The organism is Streptococcus sp. 9903, from assembly GCF_013276625.1.
GTDB lineage: Bacteria > Bacillota > Bacilli > Lactobacillales > Streptococcaceae > Streptococcus.
Genome location: NZ_VMLI01000001.1, coordinates 182,993 through 202,717, shown reverse-complemented (window position 1 = coordinate 202,717; position 19,725 = coordinate 182,993). Strand labels below are relative to the sequence as shown.

At 41.8% G+C, this 19,725-nt stretch carries 31 protein-coding genes; 2 read left to right on the top strand and 29 right to left on the bottom strand.

Annotation, left to right across the window (positions count from 1 at the left end; translation table 11 throughout):
- Position 1: 1 nt before the first annotated feature.
- From HT696_RS01115 to HT696_RS01010, 22 genes are all read right to left on the bottom strand, one after another.
- Positions 2 to 535, bottom strand: coding sequence for a hypothetical protein (locus tag HT696_RS01115; protein ID WP_173282884.1), 534 nt, complete (start codon positions 533 to 535; stop codon positions 2 to 4).
- Positions 532 to 2,337 (bottom strand): phage tail spike protein, encoded by a 1,806-nt coding sequence (locus tag HT696_RS10605; protein ID WP_240150232.1) that lies wholly within the window; start codon positions 2,335 to 2,337, stop codon positions 532 to 534. The genes HT696_RS01115 and HT696_RS10605 overlap by 4 nt, the downstream gene beginning before the upstream one ends.
- Complete coding sequence (locus HT696_RS01105) at positions 2,334 to 3,032, bottom strand: phage tail protein (protein WP_173282883.1); 699 nt, start codon at positions 3,030 to 3,032, stop codon at positions 2,334 to 2,336. Before HT696_RS01105 ends, HT696_RS10605 begins: the two co-directional genes overlap by 4 nt.
- Positions 3,032 to 5,869 (bottom strand): PblA, encoded by a 2,838-nt coding sequence (locus HT696_RS01100; RefSeq protein ID WP_173282882.1) that lies wholly within the window; start codon positions 5,867 to 5,869, stop codon positions 3,032 to 3,034. Before HT696_RS01100 ends, HT696_RS01105 begins: the two co-directional genes overlap by 1 nt.
- Positions 5,869 to 6,255 (bottom strand): DUF5361 domain-containing protein, encoded by a 387-nt coding sequence (locus tag HT696_RS01095; protein ID WP_173282881.1) that lies wholly within the window; start codon positions 6,253 to 6,255, stop codon positions 5,869 to 5,871. The genes HT696_RS01100 and HT696_RS01095 overlap by 1 nt, the downstream gene beginning before the upstream one ends.
- 11 nt (positions 6,256 to 6,266) lie before the next feature.
- Positions 6,267 to 6,542 carry a hypothetical protein gene (locus HT696_RS01090; RefSeq protein WP_112445655.1) on the bottom strand — a complete coding sequence of 92 codons (276 nt, stop codon included), beginning with the start codon at positions 6,540 to 6,542 and terminating at the stop codon, positions 6,267 to 6,269.
- Positions 6,543 to 6,547: 5 nt separating this feature from the next.
- The gene (locus HT696_RS01085; RefSeq protein ID WP_173282908.1) at positions 6,548 to 7,105 is read right to left on the bottom strand and encodes a phage tail protein; all 558 of its coding nucleotides are present in this window, start codon (positions 7,103 to 7,105) and stop codon (positions 6,548 to 6,550) included.
- An 81-nt stretch (positions 7,106 to 7,186) separates the two neighbouring features.
- Positions 7,187 to 7,522: a hypothetical protein gene (locus HT696_RS01080; RefSeq protein WP_173283070.1), complete on the bottom strand. Its 336-nt coding sequence runs from the start codon at positions 7,520 to 7,522 to the stop codon at positions 7,187 to 7,189.
- Complete coding sequence (locus tag HT696_RS01075) at positions 7,519 to 7,746, bottom strand: hypothetical protein (protein WP_240150231.1); 228 nt, start codon at positions 7,744 to 7,746, stop codon at positions 7,519 to 7,521. Before HT696_RS01075 ends, HT696_RS01080 begins: the two co-directional genes overlap by 4 nt.
- Before the next feature lies 1 nt (position 7,747).
- Entirely contained in the window at positions 7,748 to 8,086 is a 339-nt protein-coding gene (locus HT696_RS01070) for a hypothetical protein (RefSeq protein ID WP_042757330.1), read from the bottom strand.
- The gene (locus tag HT696_RS01065; protein ID WP_173282878.1) at positions 8,031 to 8,471 is read right to left on the bottom strand and encodes a phage Gp19/Gp15/Gp42 family protein; all 441 of its coding nucleotides are present in this window, start codon (positions 8,469 to 8,471) and stop codon (positions 8,031 to 8,033) included. The genes HT696_RS01070 and HT696_RS01065 overlap by 56 nt, the downstream gene beginning before the upstream one ends.
- A gap of 3 nt (positions 8,472 to 8,474) precedes the next feature.
- The gene (locus HT696_RS01060; RefSeq protein WP_061440032.1) at positions 8,475 to 8,687 is read right to left on the bottom strand and encodes a HeH/LEM domain-containing protein; all 213 of its coding nucleotides are present in this window, start codon (positions 8,685 to 8,687) and stop codon (positions 8,475 to 8,477) included.
- Between the two features lie 5 nt (positions 8,688 to 8,692).
- Positions 8,693 to 9,589 (bottom strand): phage major capsid protein, encoded by an 897-nt coding sequence (locus HT696_RS01055; RefSeq protein ID WP_173282877.1) that lies wholly within the window; start codon positions 9,587 to 9,589, stop codon positions 8,693 to 8,695.
- A 5-nt stretch (positions 9,590 to 9,594) separates the two neighbouring features.
- Entirely contained in the window at positions 9,595 to 10,059 is a 465-nt protein-coding gene (locus HT696_RS01050) for a DUF4355 domain-containing protein (protein ID WP_173282876.1), read from the bottom strand.
- Positions 10,060 to 10,141: 82 nt separating this feature from the next.
- The gene (locus HT696_RS01045; protein WP_173282875.1) at positions 10,142 to 11,554 is read right to left on the bottom strand and encodes a terminase large subunit; all 1,413 of its coding nucleotides are present in this window, start codon (positions 11,552 to 11,554) and stop codon (positions 10,142 to 10,144) included.
- A 50-nt stretch (positions 11,555 to 11,604) separates the two neighbouring features.
- Entirely contained in the window at positions 11,605 to 11,835 is a 231-nt protein-coding gene (locus HT696_RS01040) for a hypothetical protein (protein WP_050216382.1), read from the bottom strand.
- Positions 11,836 to 11,884: 49 nt separating this feature from the next.
- Entirely contained in the window at positions 11,885 to 12,112 is a 228-nt protein-coding gene (locus HT696_RS01035) for a hypothetical protein (protein WP_112445646.1), read from the bottom strand.
- Positions 12,099 to 13,334, bottom strand: coding sequence for a hypothetical protein (locus HT696_RS10600; RefSeq protein ID WP_240150230.1), 1,236 nt, complete (start codon positions 13,332 to 13,334; stop codon positions 12,099 to 12,101). The genes HT696_RS01035 and HT696_RS10600 overlap by 14 nt, the downstream gene beginning before the upstream one ends.
- Positions 13,288 to 14,592 (bottom strand): hypothetical protein, encoded by a 1,305-nt coding sequence (locus tag HT696_RS01025; RefSeq protein WP_173252937.1) that lies wholly within the window; start codon positions 14,590 to 14,592, stop codon positions 13,288 to 13,290. The genes HT696_RS10600 and HT696_RS01025 overlap by 47 nt, the downstream gene beginning before the upstream one ends.
- Before the next feature lie 192 nt (positions 14,593 to 14,784).
- Entirely contained in the window at positions 14,785 to 15,129 is a 345-nt protein-coding gene (locus HT696_RS01020; RefSeq protein WP_050228905.1) for an HNH endonuclease signature motif containing protein, read from the bottom strand.
- Between the two features lie 233 nt (positions 15,130 to 15,362).
- A complete protein-coding gene (locus HT696_RS01015) occupies positions 15,363 to 15,929 on the bottom strand; it encodes a site-specific integrase (RefSeq protein ID WP_138700361.1) in 567 nt (188 codons plus the stop codon).
- Between the two features lie 287 nt (positions 15,930 to 16,216).
- The gene (locus tag HT696_RS01010; protein ID WP_023940104.1) at positions 16,217 to 16,645 is read right to left on the bottom strand and encodes an ArpU family phage packaging/lysis transcriptional regulator; all 429 of its coding nucleotides are present in this window, start codon (positions 16,643 to 16,645) and stop codon (positions 16,217 to 16,219) included.
- Between the two features lie 129 nt (positions 16,646 to 16,774).
- Here HT696_RS01010 and HT696_RS01005 point away from each other — a divergent pair, with 129 nt between their 5' ends.
- On the top strand, positions 16,775 to 16,990 hold the full coding sequence (locus HT696_RS01005; RefSeq protein WP_001098945.1) for an AbrB family transcriptional regulator: 216 nt from the start codon (positions 16,775 to 16,777) through the stop codon (positions 16,988 to 16,990).
- Positions 16,974 to 17,327, top strand: coding sequence for a type II toxin-antitoxin system PemK/MazF family toxin (locus HT696_RS01000; RefSeq protein ID WP_138706349.1), 354 nt, complete (start codon positions 16,974 to 16,976; stop codon positions 17,325 to 17,327). The genes HT696_RS01005 and HT696_RS01000 overlap by 17 nt, the downstream gene beginning before the upstream one ends.
- A 20-nt stretch (positions 17,328 to 17,347) precedes the next feature.
- Here HT696_RS01000 and HT696_RS00995 read toward each other — a convergent pair whose 3' ends face one another.
- From HT696_RS00995 to ssb, 7 genes are read right to left on the bottom strand one after another with little or no spacing between them, the layout of a single operon-like run.
- On the bottom strand, positions 17,348 to 17,740 hold the full coding sequence (locus tag HT696_RS00995) for a YopX family protein (RefSeq protein WP_172922637.1): 393 nt from the start codon (positions 17,738 to 17,740) through the stop codon (positions 17,348 to 17,350).
- Positions 17,737 to 17,997 (bottom strand): DUF1372 family protein, encoded by a 261-nt coding sequence (locus HT696_RS00990; protein ID WP_173283066.1) that lies wholly within the window; start codon positions 17,995 to 17,997, stop codon positions 17,737 to 17,739. The genes HT696_RS00995 and HT696_RS00990 overlap by 4 nt, the downstream gene beginning before the upstream one ends.
- The gene (locus tag HT696_RS00985; RefSeq protein ID WP_173218428.1) at positions 17,994 to 18,275 is read right to left on the bottom strand and encodes a hypothetical protein; all 282 of its coding nucleotides are present in this window, start codon (positions 18,273 to 18,275) and stop codon (positions 17,994 to 17,996) included. Before HT696_RS00985 ends, HT696_RS00990 begins: the two co-directional genes overlap by 4 nt.
- Positions 18,275 to 18,784, bottom strand: coding sequence for a DUF1642 domain-containing protein (locus tag HT696_RS00980; protein WP_173218427.1), 510 nt, complete (start codon positions 18,782 to 18,784; stop codon positions 18,275 to 18,277). Before HT696_RS00980 ends, HT696_RS00985 begins: the two co-directional genes overlap by 1 nt.
- Before the next feature lies 1 nt (position 18,785).
- On the bottom strand, positions 18,786 to 19,103 hold the full coding sequence (locus tag HT696_RS00975; RefSeq protein WP_173218425.1) for a hypothetical protein: 318 nt from the start codon (positions 19,101 to 19,103) through the stop codon (positions 18,786 to 18,788).
- Positions 19,075 to 19,284, bottom strand: coding sequence for a hypothetical protein (locus HT696_RS00970; RefSeq protein WP_173218423.1), 210 nt, complete (start codon positions 19,282 to 19,284; stop codon positions 19,075 to 19,077). The genes HT696_RS00975 and HT696_RS00970 overlap by 29 nt, the downstream gene beginning before the upstream one ends.
- Before the next feature lie 14 nt (positions 19,285 to 19,298).
- On the bottom strand, positions 19,299 to 19,694 hold the full coding sequence (ssb, locus tag HT696_RS00965) for a single-stranded DNA-binding protein (RefSeq protein ID WP_000609557.1): 396 nt from the start codon (positions 19,692 to 19,694) through the stop codon (positions 19,299 to 19,301).
- Positions 19,695 to 19,725 lie beyond the last annotated feature (31 nt).

Below are 19,725 nucleotides of genomic sequence, written 5' to 3'. Positions count from 1 at the left end.
CCTATTGACTAAAAATATCGTAGATAGTGTTACTATCCTTGTTGGCAATCGCGTCATATTGAGACCTTGTACCAGACCAATATTTCATTGGTTGCCCGCCGTTCTGATTGATGATGTTTTGCCCTGGCGCTCCATCCGCACCTCTAGCTCCTGCCGGTCCTGCTGGACCCTTTGCACCAGTCAATCCTCTAGGCCCTTGAATGCCCTGCAGTCCTTGTTGCCCTCGTTCACCTTGGACACCCTGCGGACCACGCAAACTTTCTCTCTGTTGACTCGTCAAGTTCTCGAATCGCATAACACCGTCCGCGCCTCGTGGTCCTGTTTCCCCACGTTCTCCACGGTCACCTTTCGGACCAGTCAGATACTGCAGGTCTGAGAATTGGTCAGTACCGTTTCCGACCTTGACCTTACCAGTGTCGCTCTCAATACCTAACTCACCATCGAGTAAGACCAGAGTGCTACTTGCCCAGTCACTCGCTGACATACGTTTATGTTGTACCCTGATAGGTACTACTTCAGGCGTTGTTTCCGTCATGTTCTACCTCCATCAAAAATAAAAGTTGGGGTCTCACTCCAACTTCCCTCATATCTAGCATTTTGTCCGTCAGCAACCGTCTTGTAGACTGGCGCTAGTTCAATCCGTCTTGTCTGATTATCAATCGTCAAAGACTGCTCTACATTCTGATACCAGTCCCCTGAGAAGGTCAGACGATAGGCACCGTAGTAGACTGCCAAGACCTGCTCCTCTTTCTGGACAAGGTCTTTGTCAATCACTGGCATGACTGTATTAGCAGGCGCAAGATGAACGTGTCCACCGTAAAATATAGGCTTATTCACTGCCACAATCACATCAGTCTTCCCGTAAGGTGTACAGGTTGCGGACCAGCTGATGACATACTGCTTGCCTAGTTCGAAACCCTCTCCATTGTGACCGACTTCTACGAAATCCATTCCGTAACTGATTTTCTTAGCCGTGCCACCATTGAGACGGTTCTTGTTGTACTGAGTATTCCCGTCACCACCAATCAGACTAGCGTTAACCCTTGCAGTCTCACTGACCTGCTCCAGTTTCTTGCTTAATTCAGCAATTGAGTCAGCACCACTCATCAGCTCCTCACGGATTCGCTTCACGAACTCAGGACGCTCTTTCTCCATTTCCTCGTGGATTTTAGCGCCCATTTCTTCCGCCTTAGCCTTGTACTGCTCGATGGCATCCGTAATAGCTTTCTCACGCTTGGCAAACTCAGCGTCAAACGCACGGTCAGCGTTTGCGATTTCCTTTTTCAAACGTTCTTCAAAAATCTGATGCAGATTTCGGCTTTCATTCAAAACGGCATCATTGACAATCCCACCTATCGCATTCGCAAGACTGGATTGGAAGGTTCCGAATCCAATTGTCTTTAAGCGTTTTGCCATTGGCGAATAGGTGTATTTCGTGATTTTCTTACGAACATCAAGACCATACCATTCATGGTAGATACTGACAACATCGAACATCCGAACCGCTACATCGCTCTGGCCGACAACCGAGATTTCAAGATTATCTTCTAGCATGTCGCACATACTTGTCCGAAAATACTGCTTACCGTATTCAATCAAGCTAGCTTGGTCTTTGACATTCTGATCATTGACCTCAACAACTGCTTCATAGATTTGGCTGTATTTCCCAAGCAAGGGACTATCAATCACCACTACATAATCAATGTCAGGCGCCTTTTCTCCTTCACCTTTAACAGCCGTTTTAAAGGTTATCCGAGTTTTCAAAGACTTCGTTGAGGTCTTATGTTGGTAGCTAGACAGGTTTTTCTTGTACATAAAAAGCGATTCATTCTCAGAACCGCCATTTTTCAACAAGCGTAAATTGTAGCCATTTCGCACCATATCTCCGCCCCACTGACCAAGGATAGAATGCTTGTCTTTCGCCAAGACCTCCATCGCATTCTTGTCCTTGATGTTGAGCGTATGCCTATCGTCAATATCTGAGAAGAAAGAAAAAGGATTGGCTCTAGTAATACTACCAGCAAAAGCACTCAACACCCTTGTGCCACTGACACGATCCACATCGATAGAGCTGACGATGTAGTTATTTAACAGGCTGATAACCTGATTGGCATAGACTTGGATATATCCTTGTTGTTTTTCAACCTCAAAAATATAAAAATCCTGCTCGCCATGCAGGTCATCAGCTGTCAGAAAAGTTTCCTCTTTCAGCAATTCCCACTTGGGATCCGATGTAGGAAAACGAAAGGTCAGTTGATAGGTATTGTTTCGTTCCTGGACGATTTCGTCATTGTAGGCCTCATTTAAAGGCGTATTGCCTTCAGTAAGATAAATCATAAAATATACCTCCAATTCGGCCGAACTGTGACCTTACGAACCGCACCAGTAAAGACCAGACCGTTACTACCGACTGCCAACTCAAAGAAGCCTCCACGTTTTCGTAGCGTATTTTGAACCGCACCATCTGCGTTGTAGATATTCTGTTTCTTATGTCTACAATCAATAGTCACTTTTCGTCTAATGGTCAAGTGCATGGTTGTCCGTCCGATAGTCAAAGAAATATCACCGTCCCCTTCAATCTCAATCACAGGCTCACTATAGACAGAGCCTGGATTGTTGACATTACCGCTTGCGGTAAAGATAAGAGGAGCAACATTTTTCTGATAACGGAATGGTTGCATACTCAGCTTGATTTCTAATTTCCAGCCGTGCATACCTTGGGGCTTGTATTTTGCACTGACGAAATCAGCATAAAAAATAGAGCCTAGTTGGTAGCTAAACTCTAGCGTATTATCATTTGGTTGGAATCTCTCAACGATTTTAGACGGGTCTACCGTCCTTGGAAGGTAAAATGCAAAAGTCCTTTCGTAACTTTCGTAAGCACCGTCCAAGACACGGTAATTCCCGTTAACCCCAAACAGGGTAGCATCTTCAGCCACCCTAGGCTTAGCAGCCTCTACCTCGCCAAAATCCGTCACCACACAGTTAGGAATGGTTGAAGTATTGAAACCATTGATAATCATGTATTCCATTAAATTCCCTCCCTAGCATAAATTGCACCTTGACGTTGGTAGACGCTCATTGAAATTTTATCAGCGTCCAGGTAAGTATCTGACGGCTTTTCAAGGATAGCAGTAAGGATCTTCTCCATACTTGCTCTCAGAATCGCTATCTCAGACACGGTTTGACTGTCTTTTGCCTCAATTTGAGCACTTGGCATGGCCAAACTTGCTTCAATATTTTTGGCAATAGTCGGTGTTCCACTCAAACCAAAATCATCGTTTGAAAATGCGTTTGAGATTTCACCAGCCATTCCACTGACAGATTTCTTAACACCCTTAAAACGGTCTTGCAACCCTCTATTCAAACCTTGCATAATCGCATTACCAGCAGGAATCAAGAGCTTACGGTCATACTCAATCGGACCTTTGTGGTCACGAATCCAGCTAGCAATACCACCAACGAAGTCAGTTACTGCACTCCAAGCAGATTTCAAACCATTTAAAAAGCCATCAAGGATAGCCTTACCAGCCTCCCAAAGGTCAATGTTTTTGATTCCATCGAATATGCTTGTAACCTTATCAACAAGATCACGAACACCTTGTTTCATGCTTTCCCAAGCATTTTTAGCTCCTTGTACAAGTCCATCAATCAGACCTAAGACGGTTGATTTCAAACCTTCCCAAGCACTGCTTGCGACAGATTTGATCGTGCTCCAGATGTTAGATAATATCTGAGCGAAACCATCAAAGATAGCCTTACCTGCAGCAGACAACCCTTTCCAAATTGTACTAAGAGTGGTAGAAAAGTTTTCAAAAATAGCAATACCATATCCAACAATAGCATCTACAATACCAGAAAAGAATGTTTTAATCCCTTCCCATATCATAGAAACACTATTTTTAATACCTTCCCAAATTAGAGAAAGATCTGCACTTAGTTGGTCAAAATTCCCTGTCACAAGGTCAATGATGATTAAAATAGCACCTAAGAAAATAGACTTGATGAATTCCCAAGCACCTTGGAAAATCATCTTAACCCCTTCCCAAATTTGGGTAAGACCATCTGAAATATTGTTCCAAATATTCATGAATCCATCAATGAACGGTTGAACAATAGCCATCACTGCTGTTGTGATAGCTGTCCATGCCACAGATGCAGCTTCTTGAATACTTACCCACAAGTCAGAAAAGAATGTTACAACGGCATTCCAGGCTGTAACAACTCCATCCCACAATGTACTAGCACCTTCAGAGATGCCAGACCAAAGGTTTACAAAGAAATCAGCAATCCCCTGCCATGCCTGTTTGATCCAAGCTACAAAAGATGACCAAATTTGTCTACCTGTTTCAGTTTGAGTAAAGAACCAAGCCAAGGCAGCAACTGCAGCTGCAATCCAACCAATCAAAGGTATGGATGATATTGCTGCCGTTATACTTGTAGCAAACGTTGTTATTGCCGTCTTAGCAATTCCAAGCACTCCACTAATTCCACCCAAACCTTGTAAAAAGTTTGCGAATTTCACTACTGGTAAACCAACACCAAGTGCAACTACCGCTGTCTTCAGTAAATCAGCTGCTAATTTATTTTCTTTGAAAAAACTAGTGATTTCTTTTAGGATAGATGAGCCGGTTCTCAATGCTGAACTCAAAATTTCAAAAGCAGTTCCAAGAAGATTGACTCCCTGCTCACCACCCTGAATTCCTAAGAGATCGCCTACAAAATCAGCTACGATGCTACCAACATTACCGATAACTGAACCGATATTCTCGAATGTTGTTCGGATATTCTCTGCAATATTGACAATTTGGGTTGCCGCTTCATCACTAAATCCAATGGTGTTTAGGATGTCTATATTTCCTTGCCTATCCATAGACCCGAAAATCATATCGAAAAAGGTATCGAAAATTCCTGTTACATGCGCAATCTGTTCAAAGACTGCATTTCCAAAAGCTTCTCCAAAAAGCTGAGAAGCTAAAGAGCTTACACCTTCGGTCAGTACTACTCCTAGTCCTGATAAGATATTGCCTATCATTGGTAAGAAGTTACCAAAAAGGAAAGTCTTTGTGGTTTCTAATAGCGATTGCAAAGCTGGCGTTACATTTTCGCCAATCGCAATTTTACCAAGGACATTCTGAGCAGCTGCTTTCATCGATTCAAAGGATCCTGTGAAAGTCGTTGCTGCCTCTCTCGCTGTTGTACCAGTGATGTCCAAATTCTCTTGGATGGCGTGAATGGCGCTATAAACATCTGACAAGTTATTTATGTCATACTTAACACCTGTCAATTTTTCTGCATCAGCTAAAAGCCGTTGCATCTCTTGTTTTGTACCACCATAACCCAATTTCAAGTTGTCAAGCATGGTGTAGTTTTGCTTGGCAAACCCTTGATAAGCCAGCTGAATGCTTTCCATAGATGTTCCCATCTTGTTAGCATTATCCGACATATCAATCATGGCCATGTTTGCCGTTTCTGCTGCTTTATCTGTATCTCCGCCAAGAGATTGCAACAGACTGGCTGAGAAGCCTGTTACATTTTCCATATAGGCATTGGCTGACAGACCTGTTGTCTTGTAGGCCTCATTCGCAAAGCCTTTAACCTTATCAGCTGAGTCTTTAAATAAGGTTTCAATACCACCAAGCGATTGTTGAAGTGCTGCCCCTTCGTTTATCGATGCTCCAATTGCCTTACCAATTCCAGCAGCAGCAATAACTCCTGAAACAGCCCCCATCATTTTGGATCCGAGGGATTCGCCTGCGCTAACGCCAGCTGAGGCGACTTCACCACCCATTTCCTTTTGAATCATGCCACTAATACCTTTAGCAGATGGAATGATTTGAACGTAGGCTTTTCCTAATTCGGTCGCCACTATTCCTCACCTCCTGTTTTCGCAAGTAAAGCCTTGCGATAGTTTTCAAAGTCCTCACCAGATTCAAAGACGAGATAATCCCTTTCGTCACTCTTTTCTTTGTGATTTTTTGTTAGCATTCCAGCAATTGATGCAGGACGATTGGTACCCTTTTGCCCATCCTTAGTTTGCAACCACAAAGAAAGAGACAGTCTGTCTACGATATTTGCAAGTAACGTCGTTTCCAGAGGGACGATTTGGTCAGACATCATCTGCTTTATCCGCGAATTATCACGCAACCCATACGCAAAAACAGCCACCTCATTTAAAGGTAGCTGTTTATAGTCGTATATTTGATAGGTTTCTGCTAAATCACAGACAAGAGCATCCTCGTCTAAGCTAATCATCTGAGCAAGGACTAGGATTTTTTTAGGTCTTTGTTGGACTCAAAAATACTCTTGATATCTGCGAATAGTACCTCAGTATCAATGAAGTCGTCTCCATCATCTAAATGAGACAAGAATGCTTTCGCTTGTTCTTTACCAAAGAGAAGATTCAGCAATTTTTCAGCAGCTTCAAAATCCCCCTTCTCCATTTTGGACGCTTCGCGCATGAGATAAAAGTTTCTCAATCGTTTTTTAGGGATTTTGTACTCAAACCCTGATTCTGTTGTTCCTTTTAAGATTTCTTCCATTTACTTTACGCTCCTTGAATATATTCGTAGTGAGTATTCTCACTGTTGTCTGGTAATGCAGTGATCGTCAATTCATAGCCGATAGGCTCGCCGTCTTTATAGCTAATTTCGCCAATTTCGCTAACCTTACCACGAGGAATGACAACACGTTTCACATAGCCGTTTTTCAACAATGTATCAATAACCAAGCTATGTTCTGGCAATTCTTTACCATTAGCTTTTACAGTGATACCTGTTTCAAGGGTTCCTGAAACGTTATCTGGCCCATACACTTCTTTCAAGACTTCAATGTTCAGACCTTCAATCAACTTGTATTTGAAAGTATCTTTCTTTTCAGTTTGAGAAGACAAGACTGTTTGTCCTCCCCAAGCCTTGACTTCTTCTGACTCTGGTGAGTTCTCGTTGGTCAAGCCATCTTCTGAAATGTATCCTAGCGTTTTAAATGCAGCATCCAATACTGTTTTGGCATTTAGTGGTAGGTTTGTTCCAGCTGGTGCAGTAGATACTGCTCCTCCAATTTTAGGCTTAGCAGCCGTTACATTTGATGCTGATGCAGTCGTCATATTCTTTCCTCCTGTTGATTCTGCATTTGGTGTTCTTATTTCTGTCGCTTCTAATTCTGGCGCCAAAACTACACCTCCTTTTTAAAAATAATTGATGTCATATACCGCTTGATAGCGATATTGCTTCGTTTCCGTGTCTGTAAAGTTGTAGTCACTATTGTGATGCACACCGCTGACTTCGTTGACTGTGATGAGATTCTCAACTACTTTCTTGACTTTCTCATTCAGCTCAGCAGCCTTTTCGAGTGATGGTGCATAACTTTGAAAAGCGAATGTGGCGGAATGAACGTAGTCGCTTCCACCGCTTCCAGTCTTTTCTAAAATGACATAACTTTCAGGCATTTTCGGTTTATGCTCAAAAAAAGACGGAACATCTAACTGTCCGTCCAAAAATTTCTTTATAACTAATTCGATCATCTCATAGCCTTCAGTAAAATATTATGTTTTTTATTTCTAGCCATGCTCTTGATGTCAGTTGTACTAATCTTTGCATTGGCACGCTTTTGCCCTGGCGATACAGTCAATTCAAACCCCTCACCAGCTCTTTCAGCAATCCCTTGCCCTTTCTCTTCTAAAATAGCTTGCATTTCAGGAGAGCGTAATAGAGCAGATACCCCTAGTGGATTCAATTGAAACTTCATATTACTCATAAACTTCAACCATAACCTTTCTATTCCAAGATAATGGAATCATTGACTCAATCCCCTCTTGAGGGATGCCAATCGTCCGCCATTTACGACCAAAAAACTTGACCTCACGGTTTTCCCACTTGTTAGTATCTCCTTTGGGAATACCAAGTGTATAGACCGCCTTCTTTCCAGTCAAGTTCATTTGATTGATGACGTCCTCTGATGAAGTTGGGGCAACTAATACATTTTGAACCTCAATCTCAACATCACGATGGATTGGATGACCGAAATCGTCGTTACCAATTTCTACCTTGTCCACTAAAATGACAGGGATCCCTTTTAGGTAGGTCATAAATTTCAATCGCTCCATATCGTTGTTTTTTCTTCAAACCAAGCCTTTTGAGTTCGGTGTCTTTGATAAAAAGACCGCCCCCAGGAACAAGGTAAGAGCCACTAAACGAATAACCCAAGGCACTTTCAGCAACCTGAGTCATTGGTTCATGGTCTGTTGAGGTCATGAGGGTTCGTGCCACGATATCGACCGTGACAGACTTGGCAACACTAGCGAATGACACGCTTTCCGCCACCATATCGTCAAGATCTTTACCGACTTTTTCAGCTTCCACTCGCAAAGAATTAGATACAACTTCCAACAAAGCCTCAGCCCTTGCACGCTCATCAAATTTCAACGAGCGCCACAACAATTCCAAGTCTTCAATCTTTGCAAAATTTCCCATAGCTTAACCCTTGTTTTCCTCGTACAAGGCTACCAAATCGGATTTTTTTGAACTCTTATCGTAATCAATGCCCAATTCATCCAAACTAGACTTCAATTCCGCTACGGTCATATCTCCTCCGCTTGGTGCCGTATCTTCCACAGGTACCCAATCACCTCCGAGAATACACTCAGAGGCGATTATAACACCTGATTTTAAATCACGGTATAAAGCCATAAAATTTACGCTTTCACACGAGCGAAGGCTTCTTCATCAAGAATACCCCAGCCGATAAAGGCTTCTGCACGTAAACAGATTTCATTGTAAGCTTTAAGGTCACGACCAGCGCCGTCTGGATCCCCGTATTCAATGATTTCCATAGGAATGTTTTCGGCACAGCCCCACTTGAAGCGATTTTGGAAGTCACCTACAATAGCGTGGTCTGTTTCAGCAGTACCGCCATTAACAGTAAGATTCTTATTGATGTCTGATTTCATACCGTAGAATGAATCAGGGTTTTGACCAAAGCGGAACTCTGGATATTGAACAACACCGTTGACTTTGATTTTAGCCAAGTTTTGGCCTGCAGTTGGTGACAAGGCAATACCTGTCACTTCACCACCTTTTGCTACAATTGTTTGAACTGCGGTATCAATATTGTCATCAATATGTGCTTCATCATAATTAACAATATTCCCAGTAATCAATCCGTCAAATGAGTTTGTTGCACGGAAAGAAGCGTCCGTCATTGTTTTTGGTTCCAAACCATGAAGAGCAGCAAGGTCAAAGGCTTCCGCAATCTTCTTAGCAAATCCATCCATATAGGCTGACAAGAAGTTCATTTGTTTTTCTTCTGAAGCATATTTGAACTCATCTGTGATACGAGCTTGATAAACAAATTTAAGTGGTTTGATTACTTTAGATGTGATTTTAGCTTTACCAGCTTGTTTTTGTTCACCTTCTCCAACAATTTGAGCATTTCCTTCAAGGTTGAAGATAAATTGCTCCACTCCATTGAACGGAATTGGGGTTTGTGCTGACAATTTAGCTAGTACAGATTTACCCTGCACCTTGCTAATCAATTCTTTTACTACTTCTGGTTTAAAAAGTGTTCCAGCTTTCATTGCATTATCTGCCATAATTTCTATTCTCCTTTTGGTTGTAATTCACGAAGCATTTGCTTCATTTGCATAGTTTTGTCATCACCGATAGGGGGCTCCGTATCTCTTAGTGGCGCTGGAGGTGTCGCTGGACGCATAAAGCCAGCTAGACGCTCAGCGTCAGCCTTTAATGCCTCTTCGTCAGCGCCTTGAAGACGATCAGCCAAGTCATAAGGCAAGCCATTTTGTAAAGCGATACGAGTTCGCAAGCTAGCAGTTTCATAATTGCTTACTTGCCCCTGCAATTCAGTAATTTGAGCGTCTAATCCCGCTCTAGTTTGCTTGTCATCTTCAACAGTAGACTTCAAAGCACTGTTTTCAGATTCCAGTTCTGAAACACGTTTCTTGAGTTCATCATAATCACCGAATTTTTCACGCTCACGTCTGATACGTTCCTTCACGATGTTATCGAGTTCTTCTTGTGTTTCAATCGTTTTAAATTCAGACATCTTCATGTCTCCTTTCTCCTGCTTTCCCGGCAGTTCGGTAATTTTTTAGGCATCAAAAAAAGCAGTCTTTCAACCGCTCTTCTTAATAACTGATTTTTTGTTTTTTCTTAGGCTTAGTTGTCACACAAGCCCAATGCGCAAGCAAGGCGCTATCCATCAAAGAAATATCCATATCCGCAAAATGCGAGCGATAGCCAAACCCACCGTTTGAACCGATGTTCCGCTTCTCACAGTTGGTTGTGATTTTCTTTAAAGATGGTTGACCAGCATGGCACAAGGTTTTTTGATAAATCCCTTGTTCCCACATCGAGTTAGCCACGATGATTTCCTTAACCGTGGGCAATATCACGCTCTTCATGCGTTCCTTTTTCAACTCTTCATCAAGGATTTTCTGACCGCTTGCCCCATCGACTACGATAGTAGCTACATCGGCACGCTTGACAAAATCCAAGATCCAGTCATTCCCATTACGAACTGACTGACAGTCAATCGTCTCAACAAAAATCCGCTCATCTGCCGTACGAACAGCAATACTTAATGCCACGTTTGCGCCATCTTGACCATATTTGACTCCGACAAACAACTTACCTGACAAATCAGGCATAGAGTCCACGCACAACTCATTCCATTCCGTTTCCGAAATAGCAGATTTCTGGTTGTATTCAGGCCAATAACCCAAACGCTGAACATTATGGTCTAGCTTATCATCACCAAGCTCAGCTTCTATCTTCCGCTCATTCAAATGGTAACCCATTGAGGGATTGGAGTTATACCAGGCATCGACATCATCGATTTCTTTTTCCTCAGAGACCGACCACTCCGCCCAACCAGAGTATTTTCCTTTCCCGAAAAGGCAAGTCTTACGGTAATTTGTGAATACCGTCCCATTTGAAACAGGTGTAGGAGGTGTCCCACACATGATTGTGATTGGATTACTACTATCCGTTACCGTATATTTCAAAGCTGATTCCTGCTCAGTTGTATATTCCTGAGCCTCATCGATTACAAGAAGGTCAAAACCTTCTCCCAAACCACCATTAGATGTTCTGGTACGGAATTGTACAATCCCACCGCCGTCAAACAGTTCAATCCGCTCTTGTCCCTTGGCTCGTATAGAGCTAAAGTGTTCACCGTCCACATACCCCATTTTCTCAAGGTAACGTTTAACCTTTTCAAAAGAGGAATGGGAGGTAGATATTCGGTGGGCCGTGTGTAGGATATTTAATCCATTGTGCAGGCCCCAAAGTTCAAAAAGGTACAAGAGTTCGGACTTCCCATTACGACGAGGAATAGAGTAGCCAAATTTTTGATGCACCCACAAACCATTCTTGTCAACCGCCATGATGGATGTCAGTAAGTTGATTTGCCAAGCATAGCAAGAAAGACCCGTCCGTTCGTAGATTTCTACCGCTTCTTTCGCCTTAGAATTTTTCTTGACGTACTTTAAAATTACCGATTGAGTAGGATTCTGATTGCCAAGTTTCTTTCTAGCCATCCACTGCTCCTTTCAATCGTACCGCATGATAACCCTATCGCTGGGATGATTTAATTGATTACGTTCAAAATATAGTTTTTAGCAACATCTAGCATTCCCAATGCCTGCAAACTACTATCCCAGCTATAGCCAAGATTTATCTCACCATCTTTATCCAAAGAAACTACCAATACCGAAGTGTAGTCATGACTAGCCTCAAGATTTTCCTCCAAAATTTCTTTCACGGAAGCACCGCGCTCCAGACTAGACTTTTTCTCTGAAAAATCAATCGTGTTTCCCATTGTTACTCCTTTCTAAGCATAATAAAAGCACTTAGATTTCTCTAGGTGCTTAATACCAAGCAACTTGCCCTGATTCTTTCAAGCTGCCATCTTCATTTTTTAGATTTATGATGCATTTTGACACATAATCAAAACCATATTTCGGGGGATCATTTCGCTTTATCTCACGGGTAGAAGGGTTAAATTCAAAAATCTCCCTTCTACTCACATCACCCTCAGGAAAGACCTCGTAATGGTAAAAACCGTTCACAACTTCAATCAAATTAAATTTTAACATTATTCTTCCTTTCCAAATATCGAGTCAAAGCATTACCATAATTATATGTTTCATCTGTTTTAGCATGAGCAGTATCATAATCCATATTCCCTCTGACATACATATAATCATGCTCCAATCGCTCGTGTTTCAATAATATCAAATCATGTGATTGGATATCCTTACCAGTAATCAGACGCTCCCACGACTCTGCCATATTGACTTCTGGATGAAATAAGCTTTCCCCGTCTTTTAAAAGATGGATATCATTAAAAACATGATTAAAAGCAATATCAACATCTTCCTTGGTAAAGTCTTTCATTTCCTTAAACTTTCCAATGTTCGAGTAAATTTTTCGCTTCTCTAATTCTTGATTACTATTTTTTATTTTGTCATACGTAAGATAAGCGTGCTTTTCTGCTTTAATAAAATCTTTTGGCAAAATATCATCATTCGATTCATCACGAAAATAATTTCTTGCACCAGATTGAACAGGTAAGCCTACACCTTTTAATACTTCTATTTTAGCACTTTTTTGAGATTCCGCCCAACGTTTAGTATGAACATTCTGTTTCTTCCCATTACCAGGATGATAGTCAACAGTACATCTACAATTGCCATGCCGTCTATATATATCCTTGGGAACTTCTGGATAATTGTATGAACCTTCTAAACTCTTGCACCACTTGCACGGATGACCGACAACTCTTCGAACAATTTTCGGACTCAACCCCACTTTATGATGAAATTCCACATTTTTCCTAATGCTATCATCAACAATGCTCTGACTAAAATTTACAATCGGATCATCAAGCAACCATTTTACATCATCAAAACTTTCCTCACTTGCTAAACGATTAACCAGACCATCAATTTTGTCTTGATTCAATTCAGGAACCTGAGCAGCTAACCCAATTTTAGCCTCAGAGTTCAAATTCTTCTGAACTTGCTCAGTATAATCACTCACAAGCTCATGATTTCGCCCCAGAACGTCCGTCAGCACACGTTGAGCGATATTGTAATACATTTTACCGTCTGGTAGCGTTTCGTTCGTCAGAGAGGCTCCCAGAGCCTTAGAAAGTATCTCCCCAATTTCAATTGCATATTGATTGGCATCCAAATAACTTGCCTTGCTATGCTGCAATTTAGACAGCAAGTCTTTCAAGACCTCACTATCTAGCCTAGCACCTTCAAATTCAGACTTGATTTTCTTGAGCAGGCTCGGAACGATATCCTCCACCATCTGCAACCTCCTTCACTACTGGAGCAGGCTTGTCTGACCCTTTAATTCCAGTCAAGTCACGGATGGTTTCAGCATCCATATAGCCAGGCACCGCTTGGTTCAGTTTGATAACACCATCACCAATTAAGGTCAGCATGTTAGCATCCGCCTCAAACAAAGGCTCCCACTTCACGACCGTTTTATTGAACTGTTTCCTCAAATACGGAAACTCATCACGTAAACAAGTAGCCACATAAGCCACATTCAGCAAACCAGAGCCCAGAGAGCGCTGAGCCTTCCGACCAGCTAACCGCAAGTTCTCATGACTAGCCTTAATAGCTTCAACAGATGACGGATTGTCAGATACAAAGCCAAGATCATCTAAGGTCAAGCCCATCTCCCCAGCAAAGCCAGCAGCTGCAGTCCGTAACTGCTCAGTAAAAGGAGACATGCTGGATGTGGTGAATTGTCCTACATTCGGCTTATCTCCTTCATCATCTTTGGTAAAGGTCAGCAAGCTAGACACAGTTGCTTTCCAAGTATCAATCGCCTCAGCATCTTGACTCAATCCCAACACATACTTCTGAGGGAATGAATAGAACTCAGCAGTCACATCTGACCGTTCAAGCGTTCGTTTAGCGTATCTCTGATAGTACATCCCTGCCCGAGTAATTCGTGACCGACCAAACGGACGAACCGCATCAGGTCTATGAATGACTGGCACCAGCAAAGGAACACCCGTTGGATTTCCGATTGCAAACGGCTGACCATCTTTCGGATAGAACCAAGTCACATCACTAGTGAAGTAAGCCTCAAGCACGGCATAACCATTGTCATCCCTTTTCAAAACGGCATAGCCCTCTGTCAGCAAGCCAGTGATAGGATCCAGAACACCAGTCGCGTTGCTTGCCTCAATAACCTGCAACCGAGGAGCATCATCATCGTCTCCTTGCGAGATGTAGACAAAACAACACGACCCAATCAATGCTGAAAGGATCGCGCTATCAAAGAATACATCTGGATTGTTCTGAGCAAAGATTTCGTTTGCCCCAAACTCATCATTAGCAAACTCACGAAAGACCAAACGGTCTGCTAGACTATCAACACCTTTAGCAGCCCAACCTAAGACCGCCCGATATTGTTGCCTGATTTGAGGTGGTATCGTAATACCAACATCTATGTCATTGTGTTGCATAGCATACTGATTATATCTAGTATCTACACCCATTTTGTAATTGGCTAACTTCTTCCTGAGATAGCCCATACCTTTCAATGTCATTTTATACAACTACCTTTCATTTCCCGCGAGAAAAAATGTACAGTGACGGTGTGAAGCCCTGAAGCACCGAGGGGGAGGGGGTCATCCCCCCCACCTTGGCAGGAACACTCGTCCTCTTTTTTAATCTCTGTCTAATTATTTTTTTAAAACACGGTCTATTTATTTTTTAAATGATTACTGATGGTTTTAATATTAACTCTTATATTTAAACCAATCTGTACTTTGTGGCAAGTTCCTATTACCGATAACCTTTGTTCCATTTGTCTTCTCATCAGCATATAGCTTGTCAGACTTCTGTCTATTGCATTGCCAATGTGCTAACTGCAAGTTAGCAATATCAGATGGATGTCCATTCTTATTTACTGGAACGATGTGGTCAATGACTGGACTTAATGGATGAGGATATCTCAGGTCTTTGTCTACAGGCTGGCCACATATCCCACAAGTGTTTCTTGTCTTTAAGATAATCTTCTTGTTCTTCTCAAAGGCTACTCTATGTGGTCCGCTACGGTCTGCACGGAGGGGGTTGGTATTCATCTAAGGAGGGGGTCCTTTCTTTTAGGGTAGGGGGGTTGGTGTTCTCAAATATACCCCCTCGGTATCTTTCAAAACAGGGGTGTTTTTAGTGCACCCACCCCCTCTTGTATTTAACATATCTTATATTTTGTGACTTTCGAGAGAACCTGCTTTAACTCAGTCTAGGCAATGCTTCAACTACATTTCTGATTTATTGAATTTACCGTTTCTCAATATGATAAATAGACATGCTTTTAATACGTAAAAGTAAGCATACTTTCATCTATTTCATCTTGATTATAGCCTATATAGTCCAATGTTATATCTGGTGCAGAGTGATTAAGTATCTGCATTAAGATAGCTATATTACCATTCTGTTTGTAGTGATGGTACCCAAATGTTTTTCTCATTGAGTGAGTACCAATATGTTCAAGTCCAGAATGATTTGCTGCATCATTTAGAAATTGATACACAGCTACTCTTCCTATATGCTTGATTCTAAGTCCATCGCCCCTAACTTTCTTCCGGCTCGGAAAGAGGTAGTCGTAACTTTCAAGATTATTTTCTTTTATGTAGCGATTCAAGGCTTTTCTTAACTCTGGGTTAACTGCGAACCTTCTTACTTTCCCTGTCTTTTTCTCTTTTATTTCTATTCTGTCTTGGGTAACATGTTTTACTTGGAGAGGAACAATATCGCTTACTCGTAAACCTGAGTATATCCCAAATAAAAAGAGAATATAGTTTCGTTCACTTTTTGATTTTAAATAATTTTTCATTCGTTCGATATCGTCTAAATCACGAATTGGTTCTACTTTCTTCATGTACCTCTCCTTTCTACATAAAAAGCCACTAGTCGTGGCATTGAATATGACAGTAGCTGGAATTGAACCAGCTGGTCTAGCAGTAAAACGCACGCTTGGTAAAAGTTTCAAGGAGACCCAAACAACCTGCTAACCTGTCCTTACTGTCTAAGAGGTCGAAACCTCTATATTTTTAGGAGTCCTCATGACTGTTCGTTGCCAATCATTGGATAATACTATTTTAGCACCTTTTTCCGTTCCAATTCTCCCAAGATTTTCCCAGATTTTTCCCAAGATTTTCCCAGAAATCACTTGTAAACCAGAAGGTTGCTTGCTTGATAGGACTCCGCGAACTCTAAAAGAGCTTTGTTTAATATCCGATAATACTCACTGGATGAGTAGCCTAGTTCTGAATAAATACTGTAGTCTTCCCTCCTTTTCTTCCTGCAATATCGTTCGATTAGGATACGTGTGTATTCCATATCAGAAAGATTGTTGATTGCTTTAGCGATTAGTTCTAGGTCCTGCTGAGCTGATACTCTACGCAAGACCATGCTTTCTACCTGCTTACTTGTCTGACCACTTGATGATTTTGGTTCAAGCGAGTAGGATATTGTTATTTTTGGAGCGTATTCTTCTCCAGCTATCCGTCTCAGACGACTGTATTTTTTAAGGACTTTGATAGCTTCCTTTCTTGTCTTCTTTTCATCGATGATATCCAATAACTCTATTTGCACACGAACTCCTCCTCATGATATAATAGTTATGCGAAACTATAACACGAGAAGTCAGCTGTGCTGGCTTTTTTCTTGCCTTGCTCCCTTTTTAGGTGTATACTGTATGTATACTAAATAAAGGAGAAACAAATGAATACTGTTAAAACTCGTAAGGTTGGGAACTCTGTCACTGTGACCATTCCCAAAACACTCAACGTTCCAGAAGGTCAGGAAATGTTTGTCTACAAGGGTGTAGATAATGTCATTGTCCTAGCTCCAAAAATTCCAGACCCATTTAGCGGCGATGCAGACCTACGCATGGAAGATGACTTCGAGGGGGTAAAATTCCTTGACAGCGAAATATGATTACATTCCAGAAAAACAGGACATCATCTGGATTGACTTTGACCCGTCTGTTGGGCGTGAGATTCAGAAACGCCGTCCTGCTATTGTCGTCTCTCGTAGAGAATATTCGGAGCGGACTGGATTTGTGGCTGTATGCCCTATTACACACGGTCAAAACAGACTAGAAGAACAAGGTCTGCTCGTTCCAGTGCGTTCCAATAAGGTAGATGGCTCTGTCAATCCACTCCAACTCTATACTTTTGACTTTAGAGAGCGCAGGGCTCAAAAAATCACAACCATGGATACAACCAGTTTTCAGAAGGTTGTCCAACTCTACAACTTCATCTTCGAAGCCTAGTCCTTATGGATTGGGATTTTTTATTCCTCCAAAAATTCAGGGTTTTCGTAGATGTTGCCGATGACTTCTTCATGCTCAGTCCACGCATATCCTTCTCCCAAGTCTTTTAGGTATACAGCTGGCATTCCACCTATGAATGTACCACCATATTCTTTTTCTAAATACACTTCATGTGGACATCCTCTTGTGCATTTGATAATATCTCCGACAAAGACCTCTTTGCCGTTCTTATCCTTGAGTCCTGTTGATTGCATGATAGAGTCATAATCATCAAAATGTAACCACTTTTTTCTATCTTCAATCCAAATGACAGGACAAGTCCAGTTTTCATCATCTGTGTCACAATTGCCTACCATGACTTTGTAATTCATTTCTTTTCGCAGTCTATCCCACGCTCTAAATTTTGGTATCATAACATCACCTCATCCCCAACTTTCACTTTCTCATACACGTCCTTCGTAACCACGAACACCCCGTAGTCACGTATAGTAAGCATGTATAGCTTCCCGTGCCGTCCTTTCTCAAGGACCTTGCCAAATATCTCAGCGCCTGCGTTATCAGCCTTATAGATAACCATCGGCTTCTTTTCTTCTAAATCTCGAATCCTGTCCATCTGCCAGATGTTTAGTCCAGCAGATAATAATATCCATATTGCGATAAATCTTTTCAATCTGTGACCTCCTGCTGTGGTTTAAAAGGCAATTCTTTTCTTGCTTCACTCATAATATAAAGATTGTCTGTTGGCAATGTTGCGAAGTATGTTCTCGATACTGCCGCTTGACAAAAAATCATTTCGTCAAAAACTAGCTGACATAACTCTACCAAACACTCTTCAATATCAAATACTTCGTCATCGTCTTCACTATCCATTTGCTCTTCATAAAACTCTGCAATTTCACAAGCTTTTCTGTACAATTTACCTGCAAACTCTCTTTTCATTTCTTCCATCACTCAACCTCCTCAATCTCAACACCTTCACAATTGAAAACCCATCCAAATCCAGCTTCTTCTAGTTCTTTACAGGTGTGATGTGCTCTGTGTCCGTCTGAATTATTTTTATCTGTGACCGTCCATATATCAGCATTTTTGTGATAGCTCAAAAAGCTCAGTGCGTTTACGATACCTTTCATCTTTACCCGATACCGCTTCTCTTCCTCGACATCGTAGCCGTCAAGCCATGCACGAGCAAGTGTTTCTTGATTGCATTCGTGATAAAACCATCTTTGAAGGTCCTCACTATCTTCATCATCTATAGACTTCATTAAATCTTGTAAGTCCCAATTATATTCTTTTGCTTCTTGAATATATTTATGAACACACTGCGGAACTTTGACTTTTTCTGGTTCGTCTAGTTGTTTGATTGTATCGATGATTCTGTCTACATCAATACAATTGATAAACCTACTTTTACTTTCTTTTAAGACGTTACAATAATCAATCAATTCCTTAAGTTTCATCTTAGCTTCCTCCATAAATCAAATAAACTGCAATAACTACCTGAGCCATGCTTGGCGAATAGCTAATCCAATCATCAAACTCCTTAGATTTTGGCAACCAATCCTTGGTAGCTCCCAAATCGTATTCTTTAGGTCTTTCATCAGCGAAGATACATTCCATCACTCCCATAAACGTCATGCCATCTTCTGTCATTTCCCAGAAATAATCCGCCCGGTCTTTTACCGCTTGTGGTAAATCTTGCTTGGGAGGTTTGGGTTTCCCGTCTTCTACCGTCCAGTTGTATACTTCATTAACTTTTTGCTTTAACTCTTCCATCATCTTCCAACTCCTCTACTTTCTGTCTTAATTCTTTATTCTTTTTCTTCAACAAATCGCGCTCCAGCGCTCTAATCCGTCTCTTGCGTGCATCGCACGGTTTCGAATACTCGATTATCTTCTCTTCGTTTTGCTCGATTGTGCGTTTCAGTCCTTCAATCTCAGCCTGTTTGTCATACTTCAACCAAACACCTCCCACTAAAACGGAAAATCATCTTCTTCAAGGGCGTATCCTGGCATTTGTTCCTCAATGTTCGAACGGTTAGCAGTATCATCACGCTTTTCAAGTCGCTCAAAACCATCTGCGACCACCTCAGTCAGATAGACCCTGCGCCCCTCCTGATTCTCATAATTCCTTGTCTGGATGCGCCCTGTCACACCGACCAGATTGCCTTTCTTGCACCATTCTGCGAACAGTTCCGCCTGCTTGCGCCACATCATACAGTTGATGAAGTCCGCCTCTCGCTCGCCGTTTGCTCCCTTGAAGTTCCGATTGACCGCCAGAGTAAAGGTAGCAACCGCCACATTCGACGGCGTATATTTTAATTCAGGGTCTTTCGTTAAGCGCCCTACCAATGTAACGTTATTGATCATCTTTCTTTTCCTTTCTTGCTGCACGTTCCCC

What these genes read in the sequence shown, in the direction of transcription:
- HT696_RS01115 (WP_173282884.1), bottom strand. Translation starts at nt 535, where the DNA reads ATGACGGAAACAACGCCTGAAGTAGTACCTATCAGGGTACAACATAAA.
- HT696_RS10605 (WP_240150232.1), bottom strand. Translation starts at nt 2,337, where the DNA reads ATGATTTATCTTACTGAAGGCAATACGCCTTTAAATGAGGCCTACAAT.
- HT696_RS01105 (WP_173282883.1), bottom strand. Translation starts at nt 3,032, where the DNA reads ATGGAATACATGATTATCAATGGTTTCAATACTTCAACCATTCCTAAC.
- HT696_RS01095 (WP_173282881.1), bottom strand. Translation starts at nt 6,255, where the DNA reads ATGATTAGCTTAGACGAGGATGCTCTTGTCTGTGATTTAGCAGAAACC.
- HT696_RS01090 (WP_112445655.1), bottom strand. Translation starts at nt 6,542, where the DNA reads ATGGAAGAAATCTTAAAAGGAACAACAGAATCAGGGTTTGAGTACAAA.
- HT696_RS01085 (WP_173282908.1), bottom strand. Translation starts at nt 7,105, where the DNA reads ATGACGACTGCATCAGCATCAAATGTAACGGCTGCTAAGCCTAAAATT.
- HT696_RS01080 (WP_173283070.1), bottom strand. Translation starts at nt 7,522, where the DNA reads ATGATCGAATTAGTTATAAAGAAATTTTTGGACGGACAGTTAGATGTT.
- HT696_RS01075 (WP_240150231.1), bottom strand. Translation starts at nt 7,746, where the DNA reads ATGAAGTTTCAATTGAATCCACTAGGGGTATCTGCTCTATTACGCTCT.
- HT696_RS01070 (WP_042757330.1), bottom strand. Translation starts at nt 8,086, where the DNA reads ATGACCTACCTAAAAGGGATCCCTGTCATTTTAGTGGACAAGGTAGAA.
- HT696_RS01065 (WP_173282878.1), bottom strand. Translation starts at nt 8,471, where the DNA reads ATGGGAAATTTTGCAAAGATTGAAGACTTGGAATTGTTGTGGCGCTCG.
- HT696_RS01060 (WP_061440032.1), bottom strand. Translation starts at nt 8,687, where the DNA reads ATGGCTTTATACCGTGATTTAAAATCAGGTGTTATAATCGCCTCTGAG.
- HT696_RS01055 (WP_173282877.1), bottom strand. Translation starts at nt 9,589, where the DNA reads ATGGCAGATAATGCAATGAAAGCTGGAACACTTTTTAAACCAGAAGTA.
- HT696_RS01050 (WP_173282876.1), bottom strand. Translation starts at nt 10,059, where the DNA reads ATGTCTGAATTTAAAACGATTGAAACACAAGAAGAACTCGATAACATC.
- HT696_RS01045 (WP_173282875.1), bottom strand. Translation starts at nt 11,554, where the DNA reads ATGGCTAGAAAGAAACTTGGCAATCAGAATCCTACTCAATCGGTAATT.
- HT696_RS01040 (WP_050216382.1), bottom strand. Translation starts at nt 11,835, where the DNA reads ATGGGAAACACGATTGATTTTTCAGAGAAAAAGTCTAGTCTGGAGCGC.
- HT696_RS01035 (WP_112445646.1), bottom strand. Translation starts at nt 12,112, where the DNA reads ATGTTAAAATTTAATTTGATTGAAGTTGTGAACGGTTTTTACCATTAC.
- HT696_RS10600 (WP_240150230.1), bottom strand. Translation starts at nt 13,334, where the DNA reads ATGGTGGAGGATATCGTTCCGAGCCTGCTCAAGAAAATCAAGTCTGAA.
- HT696_RS01025 (WP_173252937.1), bottom strand. Translation starts at nt 14,592, where the DNA reads ATGACATTGAAAGGTATGGGCTATCTCAGGAAGAAGTTAGCCAATTAC.
- HT696_RS01020 (WP_050228905.1), bottom strand. Translation starts at nt 15,129, where the DNA reads ATGAATACCAACCCCCTCCGTGCAGACCGTAGCGGACCACATAGAGTA.
- HT696_RS01015 (WP_138700361.1), bottom strand. Translation starts at nt 15,929, where the DNA reads ATGAAGAAAGTAGAACCAATTCGTGATTTAGACGATATCGAACGAATG.
- HT696_RS01005 (WP_001098945.1), top strand. Translation starts at nt 16,775, where the DNA reads ATGAATACTGTTAAAACTCGTAAGGTTGGGAACTCTGTCACTGTGACC.
- HT696_RS00995 (WP_172922637.1), bottom strand. Translation starts at nt 17,740, where the DNA reads ATGATACCAAAATTTAGAGCGTGGGATAGACTGCGAAAAGAAATGAAT.
- HT696_RS00985 (WP_173218428.1), bottom strand. Translation starts at nt 18,275, where the DNA reads ATGGAAGAAATGAAAAGAGAGTTTGCAGGTAAATTGTACAGAAAAGCT.
- HT696_RS00980 (WP_173218427.1), bottom strand. Translation starts at nt 18,784, where the DNA reads ATGAAACTTAAGGAATTGATTGATTATTGTAACGTCTTAAAAGAAAGT.
- HT696_RS00975 (WP_173218425.1), bottom strand. Translation starts at nt 19,103, where the DNA reads ATGATGGAAGAGTTAAAGCAAAAAGTTAATGAAGTATACAACTGGACG.
- ssb (WP_000609557.1), bottom strand. Translation starts at nt 19,694, where the DNA reads ATGATCAATAACGTTACATTGGTAGGGCGCTTAACGAAAGACCCTGAA.